This window comes from Enterobacter cloacae complex sp. 372C4, assembly GCF_050030615.1.
Taxonomy (GTDB): domain Bacteria; phylum Pseudomonadota; class Gammaproteobacteria; order Enterobacterales; family Enterobacteriaceae; genus Enterobacter; species Enterobacter intestinihominis.
This window is the reverse complement of the sequence record NZ_JBLGUQ010000001.1, coordinates 4,566,463-4,589,896: the sequence shown is the minus strand read 5'-3', so window position 1 is coordinate 4,589,896 and position 23,434 is coordinate 4,566,463. Positions and strand designations below refer to the sequence as shown.

At 53.5% G+C, this 23,434-nt stretch carries 22 protein-coding genes and 1 pseudogene; 19 read left to right on the top strand and 4 right to left on the bottom strand.

The annotated features are described in order from the left end of the window. Positions 1–79 precede the first annotated feature (79 nt). Positions 80–1,072 (bottom strand): phage shock protein operon transcriptional activator, encoded by a 993-nt coding sequence (gene pspF / locus ACQG11_RS22275; RefSeq protein WP_162882544.1) that lies wholly within the window; start codon positions 1,070–1,072, stop codon positions 80–82. Between the two features lie 151 nt (positions 1,073–1,223). On the opposite strand from pspF, the gene pspA reads away from it, so the two are divergent. The 15 genes and pseudogenes from pspA (at position 1,224) to ACQG11_RS22200 (ending at position 15,643) form a co-directional block, all read left to right on the top strand. Further along, complete coding sequence (gene pspA / locus ACQG11_RS22270) at positions 1,224–1,892, top strand: phage shock protein PspA (protein WP_022651342.1); 669 nt, start codon at positions 1,224–1,226, stop codon at positions 1,890–1,892. 49 nt (positions 1,893–1,941) lie between these two features. Further along, positions 1,942–2,166 carry an envelope stress response membrane protein PspB gene (gene pspB / locus ACQG11_RS22265; RefSeq protein ID WP_022648304.1) on the top strand — a complete coding sequence of 75 codons (225 nt, stop codon included), beginning with the start codon at positions 1,942–1,944 and terminating at the stop codon, positions 2,164–2,166. Further along, entirely contained in the window at positions 2,166–2,525 is a 360-nt protein-coding gene (pspC, locus tag ACQG11_RS22260) for an envelope stress response membrane protein PspC (protein WP_006810819.1), read from the top strand. The genes pspB and pspC overlap by 1 nt, the downstream gene beginning before the upstream one ends. 12 nt (positions 2,526–2,537) lie before the next feature. After that, the gene (gene pspD / locus ACQG11_RS22255; RefSeq protein WP_006810818.1) at positions 2,538–2,762 is read left to right on the top strand and encodes a phage shock protein PspD; all 225 of its coding nucleotides are present in this window, start codon (positions 2,538–2,540) and stop codon (positions 2,760–2,762) included. 184 nt (positions 2,763–2,946) lie between these two features. Beyond that, complete coding sequence (locus tag ACQG11_RS22250; RefSeq protein ID WP_426728843.1) at positions 2,947–4,644, top strand: sugar phosphorylase; 1,698 nt, start codon at positions 2,947–2,949, stop codon at positions 4,642–4,644. A 13-nt stretch (positions 4,645–4,657) separates the two neighbouring features. Continuing rightward, positions 4,658–5,950 (top strand): ABC transporter substrate-binding protein, encoded by a 1,293-nt coding sequence (locus ACQG11_RS22245; RefSeq protein ID WP_426728842.1) that lies wholly within the window; start codon positions 4,658–4,660, stop codon positions 5,948–5,950. 21 nt (positions 5,951–5,971) lie between these two features. Further along, entirely contained in the window at positions 5,972–6,853 is an 882-nt protein-coding gene (locus tag ACQG11_RS22240) for a carbohydrate ABC transporter permease (protein ID WP_022648300.1), read from the top strand. Beyond that, a complete protein-coding gene (locus ACQG11_RS22235) occupies positions 6,840–7,682 on the top strand; it encodes a carbohydrate ABC transporter permease (RefSeq protein WP_003856865.1) in 843 nt (280 codons plus the stop codon). Before ACQG11_RS22240 ends, ACQG11_RS22235 begins: the two co-directional genes overlap by 14 nt. Before the next feature lie 28 nt (positions 7,683–7,710). Then, on the top strand, positions 7,711–8,763 hold the full coding sequence (locus ACQG11_RS22230; RefSeq protein WP_426728841.1) for a zinc-dependent alcohol dehydrogenase: 1,053 nt from the start codon (positions 7,711–7,713) through the stop codon (positions 8,761–8,763). A 17-nt stretch (positions 8,764–8,780) separates the two neighbouring features. Continuing rightward, positions 8,781–9,569, top strand: a complete 789-nt coding sequence (locus ACQG11_RS22225; protein WP_023300245.1) for a sugar phosphate isomerase/epimerase family protein — start codon at positions 8,781–8,783, stop codon at positions 9,567–9,569. 11 nt (positions 9,570–9,580) lie between these two features. Then, positions 9,581–10,639 carry a Gfo/Idh/MocA family protein gene (locus tag ACQG11_RS22220; RefSeq protein WP_426728840.1) on the top strand — a complete coding sequence of 353 codons (1,059 nt, stop codon included), beginning with the start codon at positions 9,581–9,583 and terminating at the stop codon, positions 10,637–10,639. After that, entirely contained in the window at positions 10,633–12,912 is a 2,280-nt protein-coding gene (locus tag ACQG11_RS22215) for a glycoside hydrolase family 65 protein (protein ID WP_426728839.1), read from the top strand. Before ACQG11_RS22220 ends, ACQG11_RS22215 begins: the two co-directional genes overlap by 7 nt. Continuing rightward, positions 12,902–13,577: pseudogene (gene pgmB, locus ACQG11_RS22210) on the top strand (beta-phosphoglucomutase). Before ACQG11_RS22215 ends, pgmB begins: the two are co-directional and overlap by 11 nt. A 2-nt stretch (positions 13,578–13,579) precedes the next feature. Next, positions 13,580–14,662 carry an ABC transporter ATP-binding protein gene (locus ACQG11_RS22205; RefSeq protein WP_320684382.1) on the top strand — a complete coding sequence of 361 codons (1,083 nt, stop codon included), beginning with the start codon at positions 13,580–13,582 and terminating at the stop codon, positions 14,660–14,662. A 66-nt stretch (positions 14,663–14,728) separates the two neighbouring features. Beyond that, the gene (locus ACQG11_RS22200; protein WP_426728838.1) at positions 14,729–15,643 is read left to right on the top strand and encodes an OmpG family monomeric porin; all 915 of its coding nucleotides are present in this window, start codon (positions 14,729–14,731) and stop codon (positions 15,641–15,643) included. A 33-nt stretch (positions 15,644–15,676) separates the two neighbouring features. Here ACQG11_RS22200 and ACQG11_RS22195 read toward each other — a convergent pair whose 3' ends face one another. Further along, positions 15,677–16,687, bottom strand: coding sequence for a LacI family DNA-binding transcriptional regulator (locus ACQG11_RS22195; RefSeq protein ID WP_022648292.1), 1,011 nt, complete (start codon positions 16,685–16,687; stop codon positions 15,677–15,679). 155 nt (positions 16,688–16,842) lie between these two features. Here ACQG11_RS22195 and ACQG11_RS22190 point away from each other — a divergent pair, with 155 nt between their 5' ends. The 3 genes from ACQG11_RS22190 to tyrR all read left to right on the top strand — a co-directional run bounded on the left by ACQG11_RS22190 (position 16,843) and on the right by tyrR (position 20,942). Continuing rightward, positions 16,843–18,240 (top strand): YcjX family protein, encoded by a 1,398-nt coding sequence (locus tag ACQG11_RS22190; protein WP_426728837.1) that lies wholly within the window; start codon positions 16,843–16,845, stop codon positions 18,238–18,240. Next, positions 18,237–19,289: a TIGR01620 family protein gene (locus ACQG11_RS22185; RefSeq protein WP_426728836.1), complete on the top strand. Its 1,053-nt coding sequence runs from the start codon at positions 18,237–18,239 to the stop codon at positions 19,287–19,289. Before ACQG11_RS22190 ends, ACQG11_RS22185 begins: the two co-directional genes overlap by 4 nt. Positions 19,290–19,400: 111 nt before the next feature. Then, positions 19,401–20,942 carry a transcriptional regulator TyrR gene (gene tyrR, locus ACQG11_RS22180; RefSeq protein WP_023300239.1) on the top strand — a complete coding sequence of 514 codons (1,542 nt, stop codon included), beginning with the start codon at positions 19,401–19,403 and terminating at the stop codon, positions 20,940–20,942. A gap of 34 nt (positions 20,943–20,976) precedes the next feature. On the opposite strand, the gene tpx is transcribed toward tyrR, so the two are convergent. Further along, a complete protein-coding gene (gene tpx / locus ACQG11_RS22175; protein WP_003856889.1) occupies positions 20,977–21,483 on the bottom strand; it encodes a thiol peroxidase in 507 nt (168 codons plus the stop codon). A 106-nt stretch (positions 21,484–21,589) separates the two neighbouring features. Here tpx and ycjG point away from each other — a divergent pair, with 106 nt between their 5' ends. Beyond that, positions 21,590–22,555, top strand: coding sequence for an L-Ala-D/L-Glu epimerase (gene ycjG, locus ACQG11_RS22170; protein WP_252065584.1), 966 nt, complete (start codon positions 21,590–21,592; stop codon positions 22,553–22,555). Here ycjG and mpaA read toward each other — a convergent pair. Continuing rightward, entirely contained in the window at positions 22,546–23,259 is a 714-nt protein-coding gene (gene mpaA / locus ACQG11_RS22165; RefSeq protein WP_022648287.1) for a murein tripeptide amidase MpaA, read from the bottom strand. The two genes, ycjG and mpaA, sit on opposite strands and share 10 nt — an antisense overlap. Between the last annotated feature and the right edge of the window lie 175 nt (positions 23,260–23,434).

Sequence of the window (23,434 nt, the reverse complement as noted above, 5' to 3'; positions counted from 1 at the left end):
GGTTTTTAGATTCGATCTGCAAAGTGTATCGCACTTACGCCTGCTTCGTAAAAATGTCTGGGGGTAAGTGCTGATAATGTCAGCGCATTTGATGTTTTTTGAGCAATGCCCTTAACTGATGGTAGGTCAGACCCAGCAGTTCAGCTGCCCGTTTCTGGTTATATTTCGCCTCTTTCAGGCTCCGTTCCAGCAGTTGCTGCTCCTGCTGATGCTGGAACTGGCGTAAATCGAGCGGCAACGCCGGATCATGCTGGCGCGCCGCCGGAGCAAGGGGCTGTTTAACCTCGCGCCGAAACGGATCGAGAATAATGTTGTCCAGTTCGGTCTCGCTGCTGCCATGACGGTAAACAGACCGTTCCACCACGTTTTTCAGTTCACGGATATTCCCCGGCCAGTGGTAACCGAGCAGGGTCTCGGTGGCCTGTTCGCTGAAGCCCGGAAAGAGCGGCAGGCCCAGTTCCCGGCACATCTGAATGGCAAATTGATCGGCCAGCAGCATGATATCGCTGCGTCGCTCACGCAGCGGCGGCAACTGGACGACATCGAAAGCCAGCCGGTCCAGCAGGTCGGCGCGGAATTTATCTTCTGCAACCATCGCGGGCAGATCGGCGTTAGTGGCGCACACCAGGCGAACGTTAACCTGAAGCGGCTGACTTCCGCCAACGCGTTCCAGTTCGCCATACTCAATGACGCGCAGCAGCTTTTCCTGTACCAGCATTGGCGCGGTCGCCAGCTCGTCGAGAAAGAGCGTTCCGCCGTCGGCACGTTCAAAACGACCGGGGTGCCGTTTTTGTGCGCCAGTAAACGCGCCGGCTTCATGACCGAAAAGCTCCGTGTCGAGCAGATTTTCATTCAGCGCCGCGCAGTTAAGCGAAATAAAAGGCCCGTCCCAGCGGCCAGACAGAAAGTGCAGACGGTTAGCGATAAGTTCTTTACCCGTTCCGCGCTCACCGATAATGAGCACCGGTTTATTCAGCGGCGCCAGGCGCGATACCTGCTCAAGCACTTCCAGGAAGCTGTTTGCCTCGCCAAGCAAATTGTCTTTATATTCAGCCATGATGAAATTAACCACTCCTTAGTGATATTCACCAGGTGAGAATAGCCGCTGGATGGATAAATATCAATCACACTCAGTAAAATCAATAAGATAAAAAGTTGGCATGGGATTTGTATTAACTACTCAGCAGGGCATCGCCCGATAACAGAACTATGAGGATTGAATTATGGGTATTTTTTCTCGTTTTGCCGACATCGTGAACGCCAACATCAACTCGCTGCTGGAGAAAGCAGAAGATCCGCAGAAGCTGGTGCGCCTGATGATTCAGGAGATGGAAGACACGCTGGTTGAAGTACGCTCCACCTCCGCCCGCGCGCTGGCAGAGAAGAAGCAGTTAACGCGTCGTATCGAGCAGGCGACTGCCCAGCTTAACGAGTGGCAGGAAAAAGCTGAACTGGCGCTGCGCAAAGATAAAGAAGATCTGGCCCGCGCTGCGCTGATTGAGAAGCAGAAGCTGACCGACATGGTGGCCACGCTGGAACATGAAGTGACGCTGGTGGATGATACTCTGACGCGTATGAAGAAAGAGATTGGTGAGCTTGAAAATAAACTCAGCGAAACCCGTGCACGTCAACAGGCGCTGGCGCTGCGCCACCAGGCTGCAAGTTCGTCCCGCGACGTGCGTCGCCAGCTGGACAGCGGCAAACTGGATGAAGCGATGGCGCGTTTCGAATCGTTCGAACGTCGTATCGACCACATGGAAGCGGAAGCCGAAAGCCACAGCATCGGTAAGCAGAAAACCCTGGATCAGCAGTTTGCTGACCTGAAAGCCGATGATGAAATTAGCGAGCAGCTGGCGGCGCTGAAAGCCAAAATGAAGCAAGACAACCAATAATAAATCCTGCGGCACCTGAGCGTGCCGCATCGCAAGACAAGGAGTACACATGAGCGCGCTTTTTCTGGCAATACCCCTGACAATTTTCGTGCTGTTTGTTCTGCCCATCTGGTTATGGCTGCACTACAGCAACCGCTCTTCTCGCGGGGAGCTGTCGCAAAGCGAGCAACAGCGGCTGGCGCAGCTCTCTTCTGAGGCAAACAAAATGCGCGAACGTATTCAGGCGCTGGAAGCCATCCTGGATGCGGAACACCCGAACTGGAGGGAGCGTTAATGGCTGGACTAAATCTGAATAAAAAACTGTGGCGCATCCCGCAGCAGGGCATGGTTCGGGGCGTTTGCGCCGGGCTGGCACACTATCTGGATGTCCCGGTAAAACTGGTACGTGTGGTCACCGTATTGTCGATTTTCTTTGGCCTGGCCTTTATTACACTGGTGGCTTACATCATTCTGTCGTTTGTACTTGATCCGATGCCGGAAGGTGAACTGGATGCGGAAAACACGCCAACCAGCAGCGATCTTCTTAACGCGGTGGATGAACAGCTGAGCGCAGGGGAGAAGCGATTGCGCGAGATGGAACGTTATGTCACCTCCGATACCTTTACGCTGAGAAGTCGTTTCCGTCAGCTTTAAGAGAGAACTTACATGAAACAAAACTGGCAACAGGCCGGTCAGAAGGTAAAACCCGGCCTGAAAATCGCAGGTAAACTGGTTCTGATGACGGCGTTACGTTATGGTCCGGCTGGTGTGGCGGGCTGGGCGATCAAGTCTGTTGCCCGTAAGCCGGTCAGAATGTTGCTGGCGGTCGCCCTGGAGCCGCTGTTACAAAAACTGGCAAAACGCGTTTCACGTCGCTACTTTTCACGCTAATCCCGCTCATATAAGCCCTTTCTCGCGCTGAGAGAGGGCATGAATTCCCCCTCTGCTTTTTCTCTTTCTTTGCGGCAGCTCACATTACTGCGTTGCGCTGCTTTGAGAATGCCTTTTTCAGCCCCCAGGTCCGTTGACAGATATTTTTCATGGGAGTAGATTGCCACTCCGTGGGACCGCTACCATGGAAAATAATGTGAACGCAAAAATTAAATACCTTATCAATCATATTTACGGTGAATCATTTTCAGATGCACACCTTGACGTGTTATTAACTAAGCTTCAACAGGCGGCGGTTAATATTACGGAGAAGCGTAAGTCAGGCTGGGATGAAAAAGATGTTGTTCTGATTACCTATGCCGATCAGATCTCCGCGAAAGGGGAGAAAGCATTGCCGGTATTTACCCGGTTCTATAATGAGTGGCTTTCTCGTACTTTTTCTCATGTCCATCTTTTACCTTTCTATCCGTGGTCATCAGATGATGGTTTTTCCGTTATTGATTATCATACCGTTGCACCTGAAACGGGAAACTGGCGCGATGTCGCGGAATTAAAACAGTCAGCCAGCTTAATGTTTGATTTCGTTTGCAATCATATGTCAGCGAAAAGCGAATGGTTTGCGAATTATCTTGCGCAGAAGCCTGGTTATGAAGATTTCTTTATTTCTGTCGATCCGGAAACCGATTTATCCGCGGTGACGCGCCCACGCGCTTTACCGCTGTTGACGCCGTTTACGCTTAATGATGGCAGCGTTCGTCATTTATGGACTACATTCAGCGATGACCAGATCGATCTCAATTTCGCCTCGCCGCAGGTGCTGATTGCAATGGTTGACGTTCTGCTCCATTACCTCATGGAAGGGGCGCGTTATATTCGTCTGGATGCGGTCGGGTTTATGTGGAAAATCCCGGGAACAACCTGCATCCATCTGGAACAAACCCATTGCCTTATTCAGCTGTTCCGCGCCATTACGGACGCCGTGGCACCTGGAACGGTGATCATTACTGAGACAAATGTTCCGCACAAAGACAACATCTCTTACTTCGGTGATGGTGAAAACGAAGCCCACATGGTCTATCAGTTTTCCTTACCTCCGCTGGTGCTGCATGCCGTTCATCGTCAGGATGTTAAAGCACTTTGCCAATGGGCGGGGTCGCTGGCACTGCCTTCTTCACACACTACATGGTTTAATTTCCTGGCCTCGCATGATGGTATCGGTTTGAATCCGCTGCGCGGCATTCTTCCGGAATCAGAGATCCTCTCGTTGGTCGAAAATCTTCAGCAGGAAGGCGCGCTGGTCAACTGGAAAAATAATCCTGACGGAACGCGAAGCCCTTATGAAATTAATGTCACCTATCTTGATGCGTTAAGTTTACAAGACAGTTCAGATGAGGAACGTATTGCACGGTTCCTCCTCGCGCATGCTGTGTTGTTAAGTTTCCCAGGCGTCCCGGCTGTTTATATTCAGAGCATTCTTGGTTCGCGGAACGATTATGAAGGCGTCGAACGCCTCGGATATAACCGCGCGATTAACCGGAAAAAATACACGGCGGGGCAGCTTGATAGCGAACTGAATAATAAGAAGAGTATTCGTTATCAAATTTATTATCGTTTGAGTGAGTTTATCGCTATTCGTCGCGGTGAGAGGGCGTTCCATCCGGATAGTCAGGCTGCTTTCGACGCAGTGGGTAAACAAATTCTTAAAATTATTCGTGTTGCTGAAAATGGCGAGCGAATTACAGCATTATTTAATTTTAGCAATAAAATGCAGACCGTTTATGAACAAACGCTTTCTGGTAAGGAGTTATTATCAGGACAGGATATTAGCGGTACGGAGCTGATCCTCAATCCATGGCAGGTAATGTGGATTAAAGAAAACTAAAAAGGACCCTAAAATGAAAATGCCAAAAATTGTGCTGTTATCAGCACTGGTTTCGTGCGCCCTGTTATCAGGCTGTAAGGACGATAAAGCATCTCAGGTCACCATTGAGTTTATGCACTCGTCGGTAGAACAGGAGCGTCAGGCCGTTATCACGAAATTGATTGAAAAATTCGAACAAGAGAACCCGACTATAACGGTGAAACAGGTACCCGTTGAGGAAGATGCCTATAACACCAAGGTTATTACTCTGGCCCGTACCGGTGCGCTACCGGAGGTGATAGAGATCAGTCATGACTACGCCAAAGTCATGGATAAAGAGCAGTTGCTGGATCGTGACGCCATCGGCCGCGCCGTCAAGGCGGTGGGCGAGGAGACATTTTACGACGGCATTTTACGCGTGGTTCGCACGGAAAATGGCAGCGCATGGACGGGGGTGCCGGTTAGCGCCTGGCTGTCCGGCGTCTGGTATCACAAAGATGCGCTCGCGGCAGCGGGTATTGAAGAGCCGCACAACTGGGAGCAACTGCTGAAAGCCAGTCAGGCGCTCAACGATCCGGCGAAAAAACATTACGGCATCGCGCTTCCAACCGCAGAAAGCGTCATGACGGAGCAGGCTTTCTCGCAATTTGCTTTGTCAGGAGGGGCCAACGTCTTTGATGCAAACGGCAGCGTGAAAATCGATACCCCTGAGATGTCGAAAGCGCTGGAGTTTTATAGGGCACTGGCCGCGAACACCATGCCGGGCTCGAATGATGTCATGGAGATCAAGGACGCCTTCATGAACGGTTCTGCGCCTATGGCCGTTTACTCTACCTATATCCTGCCCGCGGTCTTCAAAGATGGCAATCCGGCCAACCTGGGGTTCGTGGTCCCGACGGAAAAATCATCAGCCGTGTACGGCATGATCACTTCGTTGACGATCACTACCGGCCAGACCGAAGAGGAAACGCAGGCCGCCGAGAAATTTGTCACCTGGATGGAGCAGGCTCAGAACGCCTCTGATTGGGTCATGATGTCTCCGGGCGCCGCGCTACCGGTCAATAAACTCGTAGTGGGCACAGATTCCTGGAAAAACAACGACGTTATCAAGGCCTTTGGTCAACTGCCTTACGAGCTGATTGCGCAGTTCCCGAACGTCCAGGTGTTTGGTGCCGTGGGCGACAAGAACTTTACCCGCATGGGAGATGTTACCGGGTCCGGCATTATCAGTTCCATGGTGCATAACGTGACGGTGGGACAAAAAGATCTCAATGCGACGTTAAGCAACAGCCAGAAGAAACTAACTGACCTGATATCACAACGATAGGAGCGCTTTGCGAAGGGAATTATGAAGACGTTGTTTTCTGGTCGTTCAGATATGCCTTTCGCCATGCTGCTGTTGGCCCCCAGCCTGATTTTGCTGGGGGGCCTGGTGGCCTGGCCAATGATTTCTAACATTGAAATCAGTTTTTTACGTTTACCGCTGAATCCGCGTATTGATGCGGTGTTCGTCGGTCTGGATAACTACATTCGCATCCTGGGCGATGCTGCGTTCTGGCACTCCCTGTGGATGACGTTCTGGTATACGGCGCTGGTGGTGATCGGCAGCACCGGACTGGGGCTGGCCGTAGCGATCTTCTTTAACCGTGAATTCCGCATGCGGAAAACGGCACGTTCACTGGTGATACTGTCCTATGTGACGCCGTCTATTTCACTGGTATTTGCCTGGAAATACATGTTCAACAACGGCTACGGAATTGTGAACTATCTTGGCGTTGATCTGCTGCATCTCTACGATCAGGCGCCGCTGTGGTTCGATAACCCTGGCAGCAGTTTTGTCCTGGTCGTGCTGTTCGCCATCTGGCGTTACTTCCCATACGCCTTTATCTCGTTCCTCGCGATTCTACAGACCATTGATAAATCCTTGTACGAAGCGGCAGAGATGGACGGGGCGAATGCCTGGCAGCGTTTTCGTATCGTGACGTTGCCCGCCATCATGCCGGTGCTGGCCACGGTGGTCACGCTGCGCACCATCTGGATGTTCTACATGTTTGCGGATGTTTATCTGCTCACCACCAAGGTCGACATTCTGGGCGTATATCTCTACAAAACCGCCTTTGCGTTCAATGACCTGGGTAAAGCAGCCGCCATTTCCGTTGTGCTGTTTGTGATCATATTCGCTGTCATTCTGCTGACCAGAAAAAGGGTAAACCTCAATGGCAACAAATAAACGCGTTCTGGGCCGTATCGGTTTTTATCTGGGACTGGCGGTATTCCTGATTATCACGCTGTTTCCGTTTTTTGTGATGCTGATGACATCGTTCAAAAGCGCGAAAGAGGCGATCTCACTGCACCCGACTATCCTGCCGCAGGAGTGGACGTTACAGCACTACATCGACATCTTTAACCCGCTGATTTTCCCGTTTGTGGATTATTTCCGTAACAGCATGGTGGTGTCGCTGACCTCCTCGGTCATTGCGGTGTTTCTCGGTACGCTGGGCGCTTATGCGTTATCCAAACTGCGCTTTAAAGGGCGCACGACGATCAATGCGAGCTTCTACACCGTCTATATGTTCTCCGGGATCCTGCTGGTAGTGCCGCTGTTCAAAATCATCACCGCGCTCGGTATTTATGACACCGAGCTGGCGCTGATCATCACCATGGTGACGCAGACGTTGCCGACTGCGGTCTTTATGCTGCGCAGCTATTTCGACACTATCCCGGATGAGATAGAAGAAGCCGCGATGATGGACGGCCTGAACCGCCTGCAAATCATCTTCCGCATCACCGTGCCGCTGGCGATCTCGGGTCTGGTGTCAGTCTTCGTTTACTGCTTCATGGTGGCGTGGAATGACTACCTGTTCGCCTCCATTTTCCTGTCCAGCGCCAGCAACTTCACGTTGCCGGTGGGGCTGAACACGCTCTTCAGTACGCCAGATTACATCTGGGGTCGCATGATGGCGGCATCGCTGGTGACGGCACTGCCCGTTGTCATTATGTATGCCCTGTCTGAACGTTTTATTAAAAGTGGTTTGACCGCCGGCGGCGTAAAGGGCTGAGGCGGCCGATTTTAACAAGGAGTGAGTCATGAAAAAATTAGTTGCGACAGCGCCTCGTGTAGCGGCGCTGGTGGAATACGAAGATCGTCCTGTTGCAGCACATGAAGTGAAGATTCGTGCCCGTTATGGCGCCCCGAAACACGGCACCGAAGTTGTGGATTTCCGCGCGGCAAGCCCGTTCATTGATGAAGAGTTTAACGCCGAGTGGCAGATGTTTACCCCACGTGAAGAGGGGGCAGCACGCGGCATCGAATTTGGTAAATTCCAGCTGGGAAACATGATCGTCGGCGACCTCATCGAATGTGGTGCGGACGTAACGGAATACCAGATCGGCGACAGCGTTTGCTGCTACGGTCCATTGCAGGAAACGGTCATCGTCAACGCGGTGAACAACTATAAGCTGCGCAAAATGCCGCAGGGCGCATCCTGGAAAAACGCTGTTTGTTACGATCCGGCTCAGTTCGCCATGAGCGGCGTGCGTGATGCTAACGTCCGCGTAGGGGATTTCGTTGTAGTTGTCGGGCTGGGCGCTATTGGCCAGATTGCGATTCAGCTGGCGAAAAAAGCTGGCGCGTCAGTGGTTATTGGTGTCGATCCTATTGAACATCGCTGTGAGATCGCCCGCCGTCACGGTGCAGACCACTGCTTGAACCCAATCGGTACCGATGTCGGTCTTGAAATTAAGAAACTGACCGGCAAGCAGGGCGCGGATGTGATCATCGAAACCAGCGGCTTTGCAGATGCGCTGCAATCTGCGCTGCGCGGACTCGCCTACGGCGGCACGATCTCTTACGTGGCTTTCGCCAAACCTTTTGCGGCAGGCTTCAACCTGGGCCGCGAAGCACACTTCAACAACGCGAAGACTGTCTTCTCCCGCGCATGCAGTGAACCCAACCCGGATTATCCACGCTGGAGTCGCAAGCGTATTGAAGAGACCTGCTGGGAATTGCTGATGAACGGTTATCTCAATTGTGAAGATCTGATCGACCCGGTCGTCACCTTCACCACCAGCCCGGAAAGCTACATGAAGTATGTCGATCAGCACCCGGAACTCAGTATCAAAATGGGCGTTACTTTTTAAGCTAAGGACAGCAAATCATGAAAATCGCAACACAAAACCAGGCCTTTTTCCCGACCACTATCATGGAAAAATTCAAATACATCAAAGCGATGGGATTTGATGGCTACGAAATAGATGGCCGGCTGCTGGTTGAACATCTCGACGAAGTGAAAGCCGCTATCAAAGCCACCGGTCTGCCGGTTACGACGGCGTGTGGCGGATACGATGGCTGGATCGGGGATTTCATCGAAGAACGCCGCCTGAACGGTCTCCAGCAGATTGAACGCATTCTGGAAGCGCTGGCAGAAGTGGGCGGCAAAGGGATTATCGTCCCGGCTGCCTGGGGGATGTTTACCTTCCGTCTGCCGCCAATGACTTCGCCACGTAGCCTGGATGGCGATCGCAAAGCGGTCAGCGCTTCCCTGCGCTGGCTGGATGAGGTAGCAGCGCGCACCGGTACTACCGTCTACCTGGAGCCGCTGAACCGCTATCAGGATCATATGATCAACACCCTGGCCGACGCGCGTCGTTACATCGAAGAGAACGGCCTGAAGCACGTGCAGATCATCGGTGATTTCTACCACATGAACATTGAAGAAGACTCACTGACGGAAGCGCTACATCACAACCGCGATCTGCTGGGTCATGTGCATATTGCTGATAACCACCGCTATCAGCCGGGCAGCGGCAGCCTTGATTTCGCCAGCCTGTTCGGTCAGCTGCGTGCTGATAACTATCAGGGTTATGTGGTGTACGAGTGCCGGGTTCGTGCCGACGATCCGGCTCAAGCCTATCAGGACTCACTCAATTACCTGCGTGAATGCTAAGGATGACGAGCGTGATGAGTGCTTCTACACCTTTGCCTCTGCGCGTCGCCATCATTGGCGCCGGGCAGGTTGCAGACAAAGTGCATGCCTCGTATTACGCCACGCGCAGTGATGTTCAAATGGTGGCTGTCATGGACAGCCGCCTTGAGCAGGCACAGGCGTTCGCGGAACGTTATGCCATTCCAACGGCATGGCAGGACGCTCACGAGATGTTGCAGAAAGTAAAACCGGATGTGGTGAGCGTCTGTTCGCCTAACCGATTCCATTTTGAACATGTGATGGCGGCTCTCGAAGCGGGTTGCCATGTGATGTGTGAAAAGCCGCCGGCAATGACGCCGGAACAGGCCGACCAGATGCGCATCGCGGCGCGCAAGACAGGAAAAGTCCTTGCGTATGATTTTCATCATCGCTTTGCCCTGGACACCCAGCTCCTGCGCGATGCGGTAATGAACGGCACACTCGGTGAAATTTACTTCACTTCCGCGCAGGCGCTGCGTCGCTGCGGTGTGCCGGGGTGGGGCGTTTTCACCAATAAATCGCTCCAGGGTGGCGGGCCGCTTATCGATATCGGCATTCATATGCTGGATGCTGCGATGTACGTGTTGGGCTTCCCGGCTGTGAAGCGGGTAACCGCGCACAGCTTCCAGAGACTGGGGAACCGGAAACACAACGGTCAGTTTGGCGAATGGGATCCTACGCAGTTTACCGTGGAAGATGCCCTGTTTGGCACGATTGAATTCTGCAACGGCGGCGTTCTGCGTCTGGACACCTCCTTTGCGCTTAACATCCGCGAGCAGTCCATCATGAACGTCTCTTTCTGCGGTGAAAAGGCAGGCGCAACGCTGTTCCCGGCGCATATCTATAACGACGAAGCCGGTGTTTTAGAAACCCTTTTCCATCGTGAAGAGGCGGACGATCAGCGCCATCTGCGCAGTATGGATGCCTTCGTGCGTCATGTGCTGGGAGAGCACGTTATGATCGCTGACGCAGAACAGGGTCTGGTTATACAACAGCTTGTTGCCGCGCTTTATGAATCAGCAGAAACAGGGGAAAGCGTGACATTATGCTGAACGTGTCTGTATTAAACGATCCGGGCTTTTGTCCTCACAGCCTGAACAAATATGCCTCTGTCATGACATGCGGGAATGGATACATGGGCATTCGCGCTACGCATGAAGAAGATTACACCCAGCAGACCAGAGGCATGTATCTCGCGGGGCTTTATCATTGCGCGGGTCGCAACGAGACTACTGAGCTGGTCAATCTGCCGGATATCACCGGTATTGATGTTGAGCTTGATGGCGTCAATTTCACGCTCCTGTCAGGCGAAATTCTTGAATGGCAGCGCGAGCTGGCCTTTGCTAACGGCGAACTGCATCGCAACGTTGTCTGGCGTGCACCCGACGGGAAACGTTATCGGCTGGAGAGCCGTCGTTTTGTTTCGCTGGACCAGTTGCCCTTAGTGGCAATGCAGTTCTCGATCACACCGCTTGATGGCGACGCTCAGGCCGTGCTGAAAACCGGCATAGATGCGACACAAACGAACAGCGGCAGACAGCATCTGGATGAAATCTCGGTCAGGATCTTTGACCAGCACTACATGCAGGGCGTGTATGAAACGCAGGACCGTGCATCTGAGGTTGTGGTTTCGGCGTATTGCCAGCTCTCGACGAAAAGCGACAGCTGTTTCACCGCCAAAAACCGCCGTCTCAGCGTGCATCATTCGCTGACGATTGCTCGGGGTGACACTGTCACTCTTGAGAAGATCGTCTGGGTGGCTCATCGTAGCGAGAAAGCGCTGTCGCAGGAGTCATTCGCGCGCAACGCGCTGGCCGATCTTAAAGTCTGTGCGGCAAGAGGTTATGAGGCGTTGCTTGAAAGCTCAGCGTATGCCTGGAAAGATGTCTGGCGCGACGCACGTGTGGAAGTGACTTCCACAGAGCAACAGGATCAGCTGGCGCTGGATTACGCCGTCTGGCATCTGACGACAATGACGCCTGCTCATGATGAGCGAAGCAGTATTGCGGCGAAAGGGCTGACGGGTGAGGGGTACAAGGGGCACGTCTTCTGGGATACCGAAATTTTCCTGCTGCCGTTCCATCTGTTTACCCGCCCGCAGATTGCCCGCAGCCTGCTACGCTATCGTTGGCTTAATCTGGCAGGCGCACGGGAAAAAGCGCGCCGTAACGGTTGGCCGGGTGCATTGTTCCCGTGGGAAAGTGCGGCCAGCGGACAGGAAGAGACGCCAGAATTCGCGGCCATTAACATCCGCACCGGGGTTCGCCAGAAGGTGGCTTCCGCACTCGCTGAACATCACATCGTAGCTGATATCGCCTGGGCCGTGGTCGCTTACTGGCAGGCGACACACGACGATGCCTTTATGCAAAATGAGGGACTGACGCTACTGATGGAAACCGCTTCGTTCTGGATGGGACGCGCGACGGAAATCAATGGTCGTCTTGAGATCCATGACGTGATCGGACCGGATGAATACACCGAGCATGTCAACAACAACGCCTACACCAACTATCTGGCCTGGCACAACGTTGCCTGCGCGCGTCAGTTTATGGCGATGTTTGGCCGTGAAGATGCGCGTTTTACGGAGAATGCCGGGAAGTTCCTGGCGCGCCTGTGGCTGCCAGAGGCCGACGCAGACGGTGTGATCCCGCAGGATGATACCTTCATGGCAAAACCTGCCATCGATCTGAGCCGCTATAAAGCCAAAGCGGGTAAGCAAACCATTCTGCTTGATTACTCTCGCGCGGAAGTGAACGAGATGCAGATCCTGAAGCAGGCCGATGTGGTGATGCTTAACTACCTGCTGCCGGAACGGTTTACGCCGCAGCAATGTGCCGCCAATCTGGCGTTCTACGAGCCACGCACGATTCATGATTCATCCCTGAGTAAAGCGATTCACGGCATTGTGCTCGCACGCTGCGGTGACACCGAGGGGGCGTATGCCTTCTGGCGTGACGGTATCGCCATCGACCTGGGGGACGACCCACACAGCAGTGATGACGGTATTCATGCCGCCGCCACCGGTGCGATCTGGTTGGGCGCTATTCAGGGGTTTGCTGGCCTGCACATTAGCGAAGGGGAGCTGCATCTTTCACCGAAACTGCCTGTTCACTGGCAGAAACTCGCCTTCCCGCTGCGGTGGCGGGACGCAACAATGCACATTACCTGTGAAAATGACCAGTTAACCATTGAGACTACCGCACCTGTCACGTTGACGCTGTGGGGTAAAACGCTGCACGTATCAGGGCGAAAAGTCTGCGCGCATAAGGACTTTCTTGCACCTGTTAATGGGACCGCTACCACGGAGGGGCGCCATGACGCTTAACGCTGTTGTATTCGATCTGGACGGGGTGATCACCGATACCGCGCATCTTCACTTTCTGGCCTGGCGCGCCGTGGCGGAGGAGATTGGTATTACCTTCGATGAAGTATTTAACGAACAGCTGAAGGGAATAAGCCGTATGGACTCCCTCCAGCGCATTCTGAAACATGGCGGAAAGAGGGGATGTTCAGTGACGAGCAGCGCCTGGCGCTGGCAACGAAAAAAAACGCGCTTTACGTCCAGTCGCTGGCATCACTGACGCAGGATTCGCTGCTCCCGGGTATTCGCGATGTGCTAGCGGATATTCGCGCCGCGAAGGTCAAAATTGGGCTGGCATCCGTATCGCTTAATGCCCCTGGGATTTTGCACGCATTGGGTATTCATCAGGCTTTCGATTTTTGCGCCGATGCTTCGCGGATTTGCCGCTCAAAGCCGGACCCGGAGATCTTCCTTGCAGCCTGTAAAGGACTGAACGTGCGTCCTGAAGAGGCCATTGGTATCGAAGATGCCGCCGCAGGGGTAGATGCGATCAACGCCGCAGGAATGCTGTCGGTCGGGATTGGGCCTGGCCTGAACCATGCGGGATTACAACTTCATTCAACGCAGGAACTGACCTGGGAACGCCTGACGGCGTTCTGGGCATCCCGGGCGTATTGATAAGGAATTAATAATGGCTCAACTGTCTCTGAAACACATTCAGAAAATCTATGATAACCAGGTCCACGTGGTTAAGGATTTCAATCTCGAGATTGAAGATAAAGAATTTATCGTCTTCGTCGGTCCATCGGGCTGTGGGAAATCCACGACGCTGCGAATGATTGCCGGCCTTGAGGAGATCAGCGCAGGTGAACTGATTATTGACGGGGTTTGTATGAATGATGTTCCCGCCAAGTCCCGTGATATCGCAATGGTCTTCCAGAACTATGCGCTCTATCCGCATATGACGGTCTACGACAACATGGCGTTTGGTCTGAAGATGCAAAAAATAGCACCTTCCATCATCGAAGAACGTGTTAGCTGGGCGGCCCAGATCCTGGGTTTACGCGACTATCTCCAGCGTAAACCTGGCGCATTGTCAGGTGGTCAGCGTCAGCGCGTGGCGTTAGGCAGGGCGATAGTGCGTGAAGCCGGGGTTTTCCTGATGGATGAACCGCTGTCAAACCTTGATGCCAAGCTTCGTGTGCAGATGCGCGCTGAAATCAGCAAGCTGCACCAGAAGCTCAATACCACCATGATTTACGTGACGCACGATCAGACGGAAGCCATGACCATGGCGACCCGCATCGTGATTTTAAAAGACGGCATCATCCAGCAGGTGGGCGCGCCGAAGCAGGTTTACAACGAGCCGGCGAATATGTTCGTTGCAGGCTTTATTGGTTCACCTGCGATGAACTTCATTCGTGGCGCGATCGACGACCAATACTTCGTGACGGAAACGCTGCGTCTGGAGATCCCGGAGGAGAAGCTGGCCGTACTGAATGCGCAAGGTTACCAGCGCAAAGCGGTCGTCTTTGGGATCCGTCCGGAAGACATTCTCACGCTACAGCGCAGCGGTGAAAACATCGCGGCGAAGATCAGCGTCGCTGAGCTGACTGGGGCAGAATTTATGCTTTATGCCAACGTGGGCGGGCATGAACTGGTTGTCCGTGCGGGAGCGGCGGATGATTACGTTGCAGGAGATAATATCGGCATCCAGTTCGATATGAGTAAGTGCCATTTCTTCGATGCTGATACTGAAGCAGCTATTAGATAAGAAAGGTATTCGCCGGAAATGAAAGTTTCCGGTTTTTTTGTATGTTAATTATAAAGGAATATTTTAATGAGTACTCTACTAAGAAGTGCTGCGCTCGTTCTGTGCGCAGGGGTAAGCTGCGCGCAAGCAACAGAGTCAACCAAACAGTGGGAATTTAATATTGGTGCCATGTATGAAATTGAAAACGTCGAAGGTCAGGGCGACGATAAAGATGGTTTATATGAACCTTCCGTGTGGTTTAACGCCACGTATGATGCGTGGACAATTTCACTGGCGATGTATCAGGAAGGCCCGGTTGATTACAGCAGCATGACGCGCGGCACCTATTTCGATCGTCCTGAATTTGAATTACGGTATCGCTTCATTGGCACAGAGGATTTTACGCTGGGTCTTACGGGCGGATTCCGTAATTATGGATATCATTTTAAAGATGAGCACGGTGCGAAAGACGGTAGTGCTAATATGCAGCGCTATAAAATTCAGCCTGACTGGGATGTGAAATTAACAGATGACTGGCGTTTTGGCGGTTGGTTTGCCATGTACCAGTTTGCGAATGACCTGGGAAAAACCGGTTATTCTGACAGCCGCGTCGAAACGGAAACCGGATTTACCTGGACAACAAACGAAACCGTCTCTGCAAAAGTTAACTACTATTTAGAGCGTGGCTTCAATATGGACAGTTCACGTAATAACGGTGAATTCTCCACCCAGGAGATTCGTGCCTACCTGCCTGTTTCATTAGGCCAGACAACGCTTACACCTTACACCCGTCTGGGGCTCGATCGCTGGTCAAACTGGGACTGGCAGGACGATCCAACTCGTGAAGGGCATGACTTCAACCGACTGGGTCTGCTCTATGCTTATGACTTTGCGAATGGCCTTTCAATGACGCTCGAGTATGCCTACGAATGGGAAAATCATGAAGAAGGCGAGAGCGACCGCTTCCACTATGCGGGTGTCGGCGTCAATTACGCGTTCTGATGACGTTATACCAGGGGCGTTTGCCCCTGGTTTTTAGCGTAACGAAGCTGCATCTGAAAAATGTGTTTCAACCAATACCTTATGCGGCGCAGGTTTATCCGCAATGCACCTGAACAACAAATCGCAGCTCTCTTCGCCCAGCTTTTTCGTGGGGATATCAAAGCCGCCTGGTGCAGGGGTTAAAATGAGAGATAGCATCGGGTCGCTGTATCCTGCCATTGCGACCTGTTCCGGGATCGCCAGATTTAGCGCATCCGCGGCACGATAAAGACTCAGCAATTTCATGCTGTCAGTCGCAAAAACCGCATCGGGCGGGTTGTCTGAGGAGAGTAGCTGGCAGGCCGCCTGAAGCGCGCTTTCATGGGTATAGCCGCCATCGATAACCCAGGTCGGGTTAATTTCGATGCCGTGTTTCTCAAGGCTGAATTTATAACCCGCCAGGCGATCGATAGAGACGTGATAATCGAGCGGGGCATGCAGGCAGGCAATTTTGGTGCGGCCATGCGTGATAAACGAGTCTGTTAATATGGCGCTGTCGCGGAAATTATCCGTGTCGACAGAATAGATATTCTGGTAATTTCCTTCCACTTTACCAATGACGACCACGGGCACACCGTATTCATCCAGCGTCGAGAAAAACGACTCGTTCGCCGGCGAGCTTAGCATGATGATGCCTTTGATCATCTTCTGCTTTATTTTACCCACGCATTTTTGCAGATCATCTTCACTGCTTTTGGACGTTTGTAAAATAACATCAAAACCTTCTTCTTCTGCTTTTGCCGTAATGGCATGCAGTACATCTGAGAAAAAGGGATTTCCTGCAGTGGTCTTGGTTGAGCGGGTCGAAATAACCATAATGGCGTCGAAGCCAGAAGAGGTGAGTGCGCGGGCAAGTTTATTAGGTTGGTAATTTAACTCATCTATCGCCTTCAACACCTTTTCACGCGCTTCAGGAGAAATATTCGTTTGTTTATTCAGAACGCGTGACACGGTTGATTTCGAAACGCCAGCAACGCGGGCAATATCATAGATGGTGGGTGACATACACCTTACTCACTCCAGACGGACAGCAATTGCGTCCATCTTACTGGAGAGAAAACGGCAATAGCAATAATTAAGAATTGATAATCAACGATCTGCCCCAATTTACTGTATTCTGAAGTGACTTTGTTCAGGGTTCCAGACAATGAAGGACGGCGATGAAGCGACTTAAAAACGAATTCAATTCTCTGGTGAACCGTGGCGTTGATCGCCATCTGCGTCTTGCCGTTACCGGGCTGAGCCGCAGCGGTAAGACGGCATTCATTACGGCGATGGTCAATCAGCTGTTGAACCTGCATGCTGGGGCGCGCCTGCCACTGCTTAGCGCGGTGCGCGAGGAGCGATTGTTAGGCGTAAAACGCGTACCGCAACGTGATTTTGGCATCCCCCGTTTCACCTATGATGAAGGTCTGGCACAGTTATACGGGGAGCCTCCCGCCTGGCCCACCCCGACGCGTGGCGTGAGCGAAATTCGCCTTGCGCTTCGTTTTCGCTCGAATGAATCCCTGATGCGTCACTTCAAAGAAACGTCCACGCTGTATCTCGAAATTGTGGATTATCCGGGAGAATGGCTGCTCGATTTACCGATGCTGGCGCAGGATTACCTGAGCTGGTCCCGACAGATGACCGGTCTGTTGCAGGGGCAGCGGGCAGAGTGGTCGACCAAATGGCGCCAGCTTTGTGAAGGGCTGGATCCGCTGGCGCCGGCGGATGAAAACCGTCTGGCCGTCATAGCCCAGGCCTGGACGGATTACCTGCATCAGTGCAAGCAGGAAGGGCTGCATTTTATTCAGCCTGGCCGTTTTGTTCTGCCGGGAGATCTAGCCGGTGCTCCCGCGCTACAGTTTTTCCCGTGGCCGGACGTTGACCGCATCGGCGAATCGAAGCTGGCACAGGCAGACAAGACCACTAACGCCGGTATGCTCCGCGAGCGATACAATTATTACTGTGAGAAGGTGGTTAAGGGTTTTTATAAAAATCATTTTTTACACTTTGACCGCCAGATCGTGCTGGTGGACTGCCTGCAACCCCTCAACAGCGGGCCGCAGGCGTTCAATGATATGCGGCTGGCGCTGACGCAGCTGATGCATAGTTTTCATTATGGCCAGCGTACGCTGTTTCGCCGTTTATTCTCGCCGGTCATCGACAAGCTGCTGTTTGCCGCCACAAAAGCTGATCATGTGACGGTCGATCAGCACGCCAACATGGTATCCCTGCTGCAACAGCTGGTGCAGGATGCCTGGCAGAACGCGGCGTTCGAAGGGATTAGTATGGATTGTCTGGGTCTGGCGTCCGTACAGGCTACACAGAGTGGGTTGATTGACGTGAATGGCGAGAAAATTCCGGCCCTGCGGGGCAACCGACTCAGCGACGGTGAGCCGCTCACGGTCTATCCGGGCGAAGTTCCCCCACGTCTGCCGGGCCAGGCTTTCTGGCAAAGCCAGGGTTTTCAGTTCGAAGACTTCCGTCCGCAGAGCATGAACGTTGACCAGCCATTGCCGCATATCCGTCTGGATGCCGCGCTGGAGTTTTTAATTGGAGATAAATTACGATGACGGAACCGTTAAAGCCCCGCATTGATTTTACCGGCCAGCTTGAGCAGTCCCCGCATGAGGCGTTTAAAACAGCGCAAACCTTCAGCGGTCCGCAGGCCGACAACTTTGCTCCCGTGCTGGCAGAGGAGCCGTTGGTTGAAGAGGGGCAGGCGGAAGCGGTCGTTGATGCGGCACTGCGCCCGAAACGCAGCCTGTGGCGTAAGATGGTGACCGCCGGGTTAGCCCTTTTTGGTGTGAGCGTAATTGGTCAGGGCGCGCAGTGGGGCGTCAATGCCTGGCAAACCCAGGACTGGGTAGCGCTGGGGGGATGCGCCGCCGGGGCGTTGATCGTTGGTGCGGGCGTCGGCTCGGTCGTGACCGAGTGGCGTCGCCTCTGGCGTCTGCGTCAGCGTGCGCACGAACGCGATGAAGCGCGGGATCTGCTGCACAGCCACGGCACCGGAAAAGGGCGTGCTTTTTGTGAAAAGCTTGCGGCTCAGGCCGGGATAGATCACTCTCACCCGGCGCTTCAGCGCTGGTATGCGGCGATCCACGAAACCCAGAATGACCAGGAAGTGGTCACGCTCTATGCGCACATTGTTCAGCCGGTACTGGATGCGCAGGCTCGTCGTGAGATCAGCCGCTCGGCGGCGGAATCCACCCTGATGATTGCCGTCAGTCCGCTGGCGATGGTGGACATGGCCTTTATCGCCTGGCGCAACCTGCGCCTGATCAACCGCATCGCCAGGCTGTATGGCATTGAGCTTGGCTATTACAGCCGACTGCGCCTGTTCAAACTGGTGTTGCTGAATATCGCCTTCGCCGGGGCAAGCGAACTGGTGCGGGAGGTCGGGATGGACTGGATGTCGCAGGATCTTGCGGCGCGTCTCTCTGCCCGGGCGGCGCAGGGGATTGGTGCCGGTCTGCTGACGGCACGCTTAGGAATCAAAGCGATGGAGGTTTGTCGTCCACTCCCCTGGATCGATGGCGACAAGCCGCGGCTGGGGGATTTCCGTCGCGAATTGATTGGTCAGCTTAAAGAGACGCTCAATAAAAAACCTGCTCAGTGAGGTTTTGTTTACTAATCGTGCGGGCTGTCAATATTTGTTGACAGCCACCTTCCCGAATACCGTGATCTGACATATCATTTTACTGTTATTGGCTTAAACGGTGAATTTCCCATGCGTCTGGAAGTCTTTTGTGAGGACCGTCTCGGTCTGACCCGCGAGTTACTCGATCTTCTTGTTTTACGTAGCATTGATTTACGTGGCATAGAGATCGACCCTGTCGGGCGAATTTACCTCAATTTTGCCGAAATTGAATTTAATACCTTCAGTAGCCTGATGGCCGAAATCCGCCGTATCGCTGGCGTTACGGATGTACGCACCATCCCCTGGATGCCATCCGAGCGGGAACACCTTGCGCTGAGCGCACTGCTGGAAGCAATGCCGGAGCCGTTTCTCTCTCTCGATCTGAAAAACAAAGTCGAGCGCGTTAACCAGGCCAGTTGCCAGCTGTTTGCGCAGACTCAGGAAAAGCTTATCGGTCATCACGCCACGCAATTGATCCCAGGTTTTAATTTCCAGCGCTGGCTGGACAGCAACCCGCAAAATACCCATAGCGAGCACGTCGTCATCAATGGACAGAATTTCCTGATGGAGATCACGCCGGTCTACCTGAAAGGGGAAAATGCCGCGCGAGTGCTCACCGGCGCGGTAATCATGCTGCGCTCCACGGTGCGCATGGGACGCCAGTTACAGAACCTTTCCAGCCAGGACGTCGGCGCATTCAGCCAGATTATTGCGGTGAGCCCGAAGATGCGTCACGTGCTCGACCAGGCGCGTAAGCTGGCAAATCTTACGGCACCGCTGCTGATTACCGGGGATACCGGTACGGGGAAAGATCTGCTGGCGCATGCTGTGCATATGGCCAGCCCGCGTGCGGCAAAACCGTATCTGGCGCTGAACTGCGCGTCTATTCCTGAAGATGCGGTGGAAAGTGAACTGTTCGGGCATGCGCCGGAAGGCAAAAAAGGCTTCTTTGAACAGGCGAATGGCGGCTCGGTGTTGCTGGACGAGATTGGTGAAATGTCGCCACGCATGCAGGCGAAACTGCTGCGTTTTCTCAATGACGGCACGTTCCGCCGCGTGGGGGAAGATCATGAAGTGCACGTGGATGTACGCGTCATCTGCGCCACCCAGAAAAACCTGGTGGAGCTGGTGCAGAAAGGGGTATTCCGCGAAGATCTCTACTATCGTCTCAACGTTCTGACGCTCAATATTCCGCCGCTGCGCGATTGCCCGCAGGACATCATGCCGTTGACGGAACTGTTCGTCGCCCGTTTTGCCGACGAGCAGGGCGTGCCGCGTCCGAAGCTCTCTGCCGACCTGGGTACCGTGCTGACGCGTTACGGCTGGCCGGGCAATATTCGTCAGCTAAAAAATGCGGTCTATCGCGCATTAACTCAGCTTGAAGGGTATGAACTGCGTCCTCAGGATATTCTGTTGCCGGATTACGATGCCGGGACGGTCTCGGTAGGCGAAGAGGCAATGGAAGGCTCGCTGGATGACATCACCAGTCGTTTCGAGCGTTCGGTGTTAACACAGCTTTATCGCAGCTATCCGAGCACGCGCAAGCTGGCTAAACGTCTTGGGGTGTCACATACCGCGATTGCGAATAAGCTGCGCGAGTATGGGTTAAATCAGAAGAAGGGTGACGAATAAATAAAAAAGCCTCTTTGCAGAGGCTTTTTTACGTTTAGGCTTTAAGTGCCTCAAGTGCAGCGGTGTAATCCGGTTCGGTAGTGATTTCGTTAACCAGCTCACTGAAAACAACGTTGTCGTTTTCGTCGATCACCAGCACCGCACGAGCAGCCAGACCCTTCAGCGCGCCTTCGGAAATGGCAACACCGTATTTTTCCAGGAAATCCGGGCTGCGCAGAGTGGAAAGGGTGATGACGTTGCTCAGGCCTTCAGCGCCGCAGAAGCGGGACTGGGCAAACGGCAGGTCAGCAGAAATGCACAGCACTACGGTGTTGTCCATTTCGGTCGCCAGCTGGTTGAATTTACGCACTGATGCAGCACAAACGCCAGTATCGATGCTTGGGAAAATGTTCAGGACTTTACGTTTGCCAGCAAACTGGCTCAGCGTGACGTCAGACAGATCTTTAGCCACCAGAGTAAAAGGCTGTGCTTTGCTGCCAGACTGTGGGATGGAACCTGCAACAGCAACCGGGTTGCCCTGGAAATGAACGAGTTGTGACATAGATATCTTCCTGTTTACAAATAGTTAACGTCGTGGCTAGTGTATGTCATCCGCAGTTAGCACGGCAAACCAATTTTCTGCCTTTCCGGCCTGCAAGGAGTCAGTGATGAGAAGCGTTAAGGTCTATGAAGAAGCCTGGCCATTGCACACCCCGTTTGTGATCTCGCGCGGCAGCCGTAATGAGGCCTGCGTGGTCGTGGTTGAATGTGAAGAGGACGGCGTAAAAGGCGTCGGGGAATGTACCCCTTATCCTCGCTACGGAGAAAGCCTGGCGTCAGTCATGGCGCAAATTATGACGGTGGTGCCCGAGTTGCAGGCGGGCCTGAAGCGTGAGGCTCTTCAGCAGAGGTTGCCGGCCGGCGCGGCACGTAACGCGATTGACTGCGCACTCTGGAGTCTGGAAGCGGCGAAACAACAAAAACCGCTACCTGCGCTGCTGGACGTTACGCTGCCGCAATCGATCGTCACCGCGCAAACGGTGGTCATCGGTGAACCAGAGCAAATGGCGGCCAGCGCCCAGGCGCTATATGCAACCGGTGCAACCTTATTAAAGGTGAAGCTCGACGATCGTCTGATTAGCGAACGCATGGTCGCCATTCGTGCGGCGGTACCTGATGCCACCCTTATCGTCGATGCGAACGAATCATGGCACAGCGAAGGGCTGGCAGCCCGTTGTCAGCTGCTTGCCGATCTGGGCGTTGCCATGCTGGAGCAGCCTCTCCCGGCAGAAGACGATGCCGCGCTGGCGAATTTTATTCATCCGCTTCCCGTCTGTGCAGACGAAAGCTGTCATACCCGTGAGAGCCTGTCAGCCCTCAAGGGCCGCTACGAGATGGTGAACATCAAGCTGGATAAAACGGGTGGGTTAACCGAGGCCCTGGCACTGGCACAAGATGCCCAGGCGCAAGGCTTTTCCCTGATGCTGGGCTGTATGTTGTGCACGTCCAGAGCGATCGGTGCTGCACTCCCGCTGGTGAACAGCGTGCGTTTTGCCGATCTGGATGGCCCAACCTGGCTGGCGGTTGACGTTTCACCCGCCCTGAGTTTTACCTCCGGCGTACTTCATCTTTGAGGCTGCCAGCGCAGAAGATCTGTCATCGCTCTGAGGTATTTTTCACTCGCTTCATCCGAGGAAATAGGCGGAAACTCTGCGGTGATACAGTGAAGACTGAGGTCCGCGCACCAGCTGCCAAACGACCCGGGCGTTTCATACCCGACGCTGGTTACCAGAGGTAGAGCAAACGCATCCGCCAGCCACTGCCCGAGCGCTGTATGACGAGGATCTTCAATACAGGCGAGGGGATCGTGGAAAGAGACAACCCAGGCCGGGTGGATCTTATGAATAAGCTGACACAGCGCCTGGGTTTCGGGCTCGGAACCCGGTTTTTCTCCCGTAAGCAGGACCACATCTCGTTCCTGCGCCGAACTGTTCCAGCGATACACCGTTTCACCGGCACGCCAGTTTGCTGCCGGAAAGTTCCTGTTAAGGTCAACGCCTCGTGCATTCGCCCGTAATCCAAGCTGGCATCCGTCCGGGTTGACGGTCAAAATCACATGATGTCGTCGTAAATCGGGGGCCAGCGTACGTAGCGCGCACGAAAGCGTCACGATGGACGAGTTTTCATCGCCATGTGTGCCCGCAATGATTAAGCCGCTAGTGCGATCGGGCTCGGGAGCCGGAAACCAGATCAGTGGGGCGCCTAAAAATGAGCGGCCATAATGTTCAGTCCCGGGCGGGAAGGCGCCGCGTTCCGTTCTTGGTCGGGTGGTTGCCATAATAAACCCTGATGATGAAGTCGCTTCTGGCAGTGTTGTGCAAAACCCGCGCTTAATCAAATGGTTTCCGTCTGTGTGTAAAATTGCCTGACATCAACTTTCCTGAGGAAGCATTTGCATTTCTCCGTTTCGAAACAAATAATTACGCATCTGCCTGTTACCTGACATCATTAAG

Bases quoted from the DNA above. Each gene is read 5' to 3' on its own strand.
- pspA (WP_022651342.1), top strand. From the start codon at position 1,224: ATGGGTATTTTTTCTCGTTTTGCCGACATCGTGAACGCCAACATCAAC.
- pspB (WP_022648304.1), top strand. From the start codon at position 1,942: ATGAGCGCGCTTTTTCTGGCAATACCCCTGACAATTTTCGTGCTGTTT.
- pspC (WP_006810819.1), top strand. From the start codon at position 2,166: ATGGCTGGACTAAATCTGAATAAAAAACTGTGGCGCATCCCGCAGCAG.
- pspD (WP_006810818.1), top strand. From the start codon at position 2,538: ATGAAACAAAACTGGCAACAGGCCGGTCAGAAGGTAAAACCCGGCCTG.
- ACQG11_RS22250 (WP_426728843.1), top strand. From the start codon at position 2,947: ATGGAAAATAATGTGAACGCAAAAATTAAATACCTTATCAATCATATT.
- ACQG11_RS22245 (WP_426728842.1), top strand. From the start codon at position 4,658: ATGAAAATGCCAAAAATTGTGCTGTTATCAGCACTGGTTTCGTGCGCC.
- ACQG11_RS22240 (WP_022648300.1), top strand. From the start codon at position 5,972: ATGAAGACGTTGTTTTCTGGTCGTTCAGATATGCCTTTCGCCATGCTG.
- ACQG11_RS22235 (WP_003856865.1), top strand. From the start codon at position 6,840: ATGGCAACAAATAAACGCGTTCTGGGCCGTATCGGTTTTTATCTGGGA.
- ACQG11_RS22230 (WP_426728841.1), top strand. From the start codon at position 7,711: ATGAAAAAATTAGTTGCGACAGCGCCTCGTGTAGCGGCGCTGGTGGAA.
- ACQG11_RS22225 (WP_023300245.1), top strand. From the start codon at position 8,781: ATGAAAATCGCAACACAAAACCAGGCCTTTTTCCCGACCACTATCATG.
- ACQG11_RS22215 (WP_426728839.1), top strand. From the start codon at position 10,633: ATGCTGAACGTGTCTGTATTAAACGATCCGGGCTTTTGTCCTCACAGC.
- ACQG11_RS22205 (WP_320684382.1), top strand. From the start codon at position 13,580: ATGGCTCAACTGTCTCTGAAACACATTCAGAAAATCTATGATAACCAG.
- ACQG11_RS22200 (WP_426728838.1), top strand. From the start codon at position 14,729: ATGAGTACTCTACTAAGAAGTGCTGCGCTCGTTCTGTGCGCAGGGGTA.
- ACQG11_RS22195 (WP_022648292.1), bottom strand. From the start codon at position 16,687: ATGTCACCCACCATCTATGATATTGCCCGCGTTGCTGGCGTTTCGAAA.
- ACQG11_RS22190 (WP_426728837.1), top strand. From the start codon at position 16,843: ATGAAGCGACTTAAAAACGAATTCAATTCTCTGGTGAACCGTGGCGTT.
- ACQG11_RS22185 (WP_426728836.1), top strand. From the start codon at position 18,237: ATGACGGAACCGTTAAAGCCCCGCATTGATTTTACCGGCCAGCTTGAG.
- tyrR (WP_023300239.1), top strand. From the start codon at position 19,401: ATGCGTCTGGAAGTCTTTTGTGAGGACCGTCTCGGTCTGACCCGCGAG.
- tpx (WP_003856889.1), bottom strand. From the start codon at position 21,483: ATGTCACAACTCGTTCATTTCCAGGGCAACCCGGTTGCTGTTGCAGGT.
- ycjG (WP_252065584.1), top strand. From the start codon at position 21,590: ATGAGAAGCGTTAAGGTCTATGAAGAAGCCTGGCCATTGCACACCCCG.
- mpaA (WP_022648287.1), bottom strand. From the start codon at position 23,259: ATGGCAACCACCCGACCAAGAACGGAACGCGGCGCCTTCCCGCCCGGG.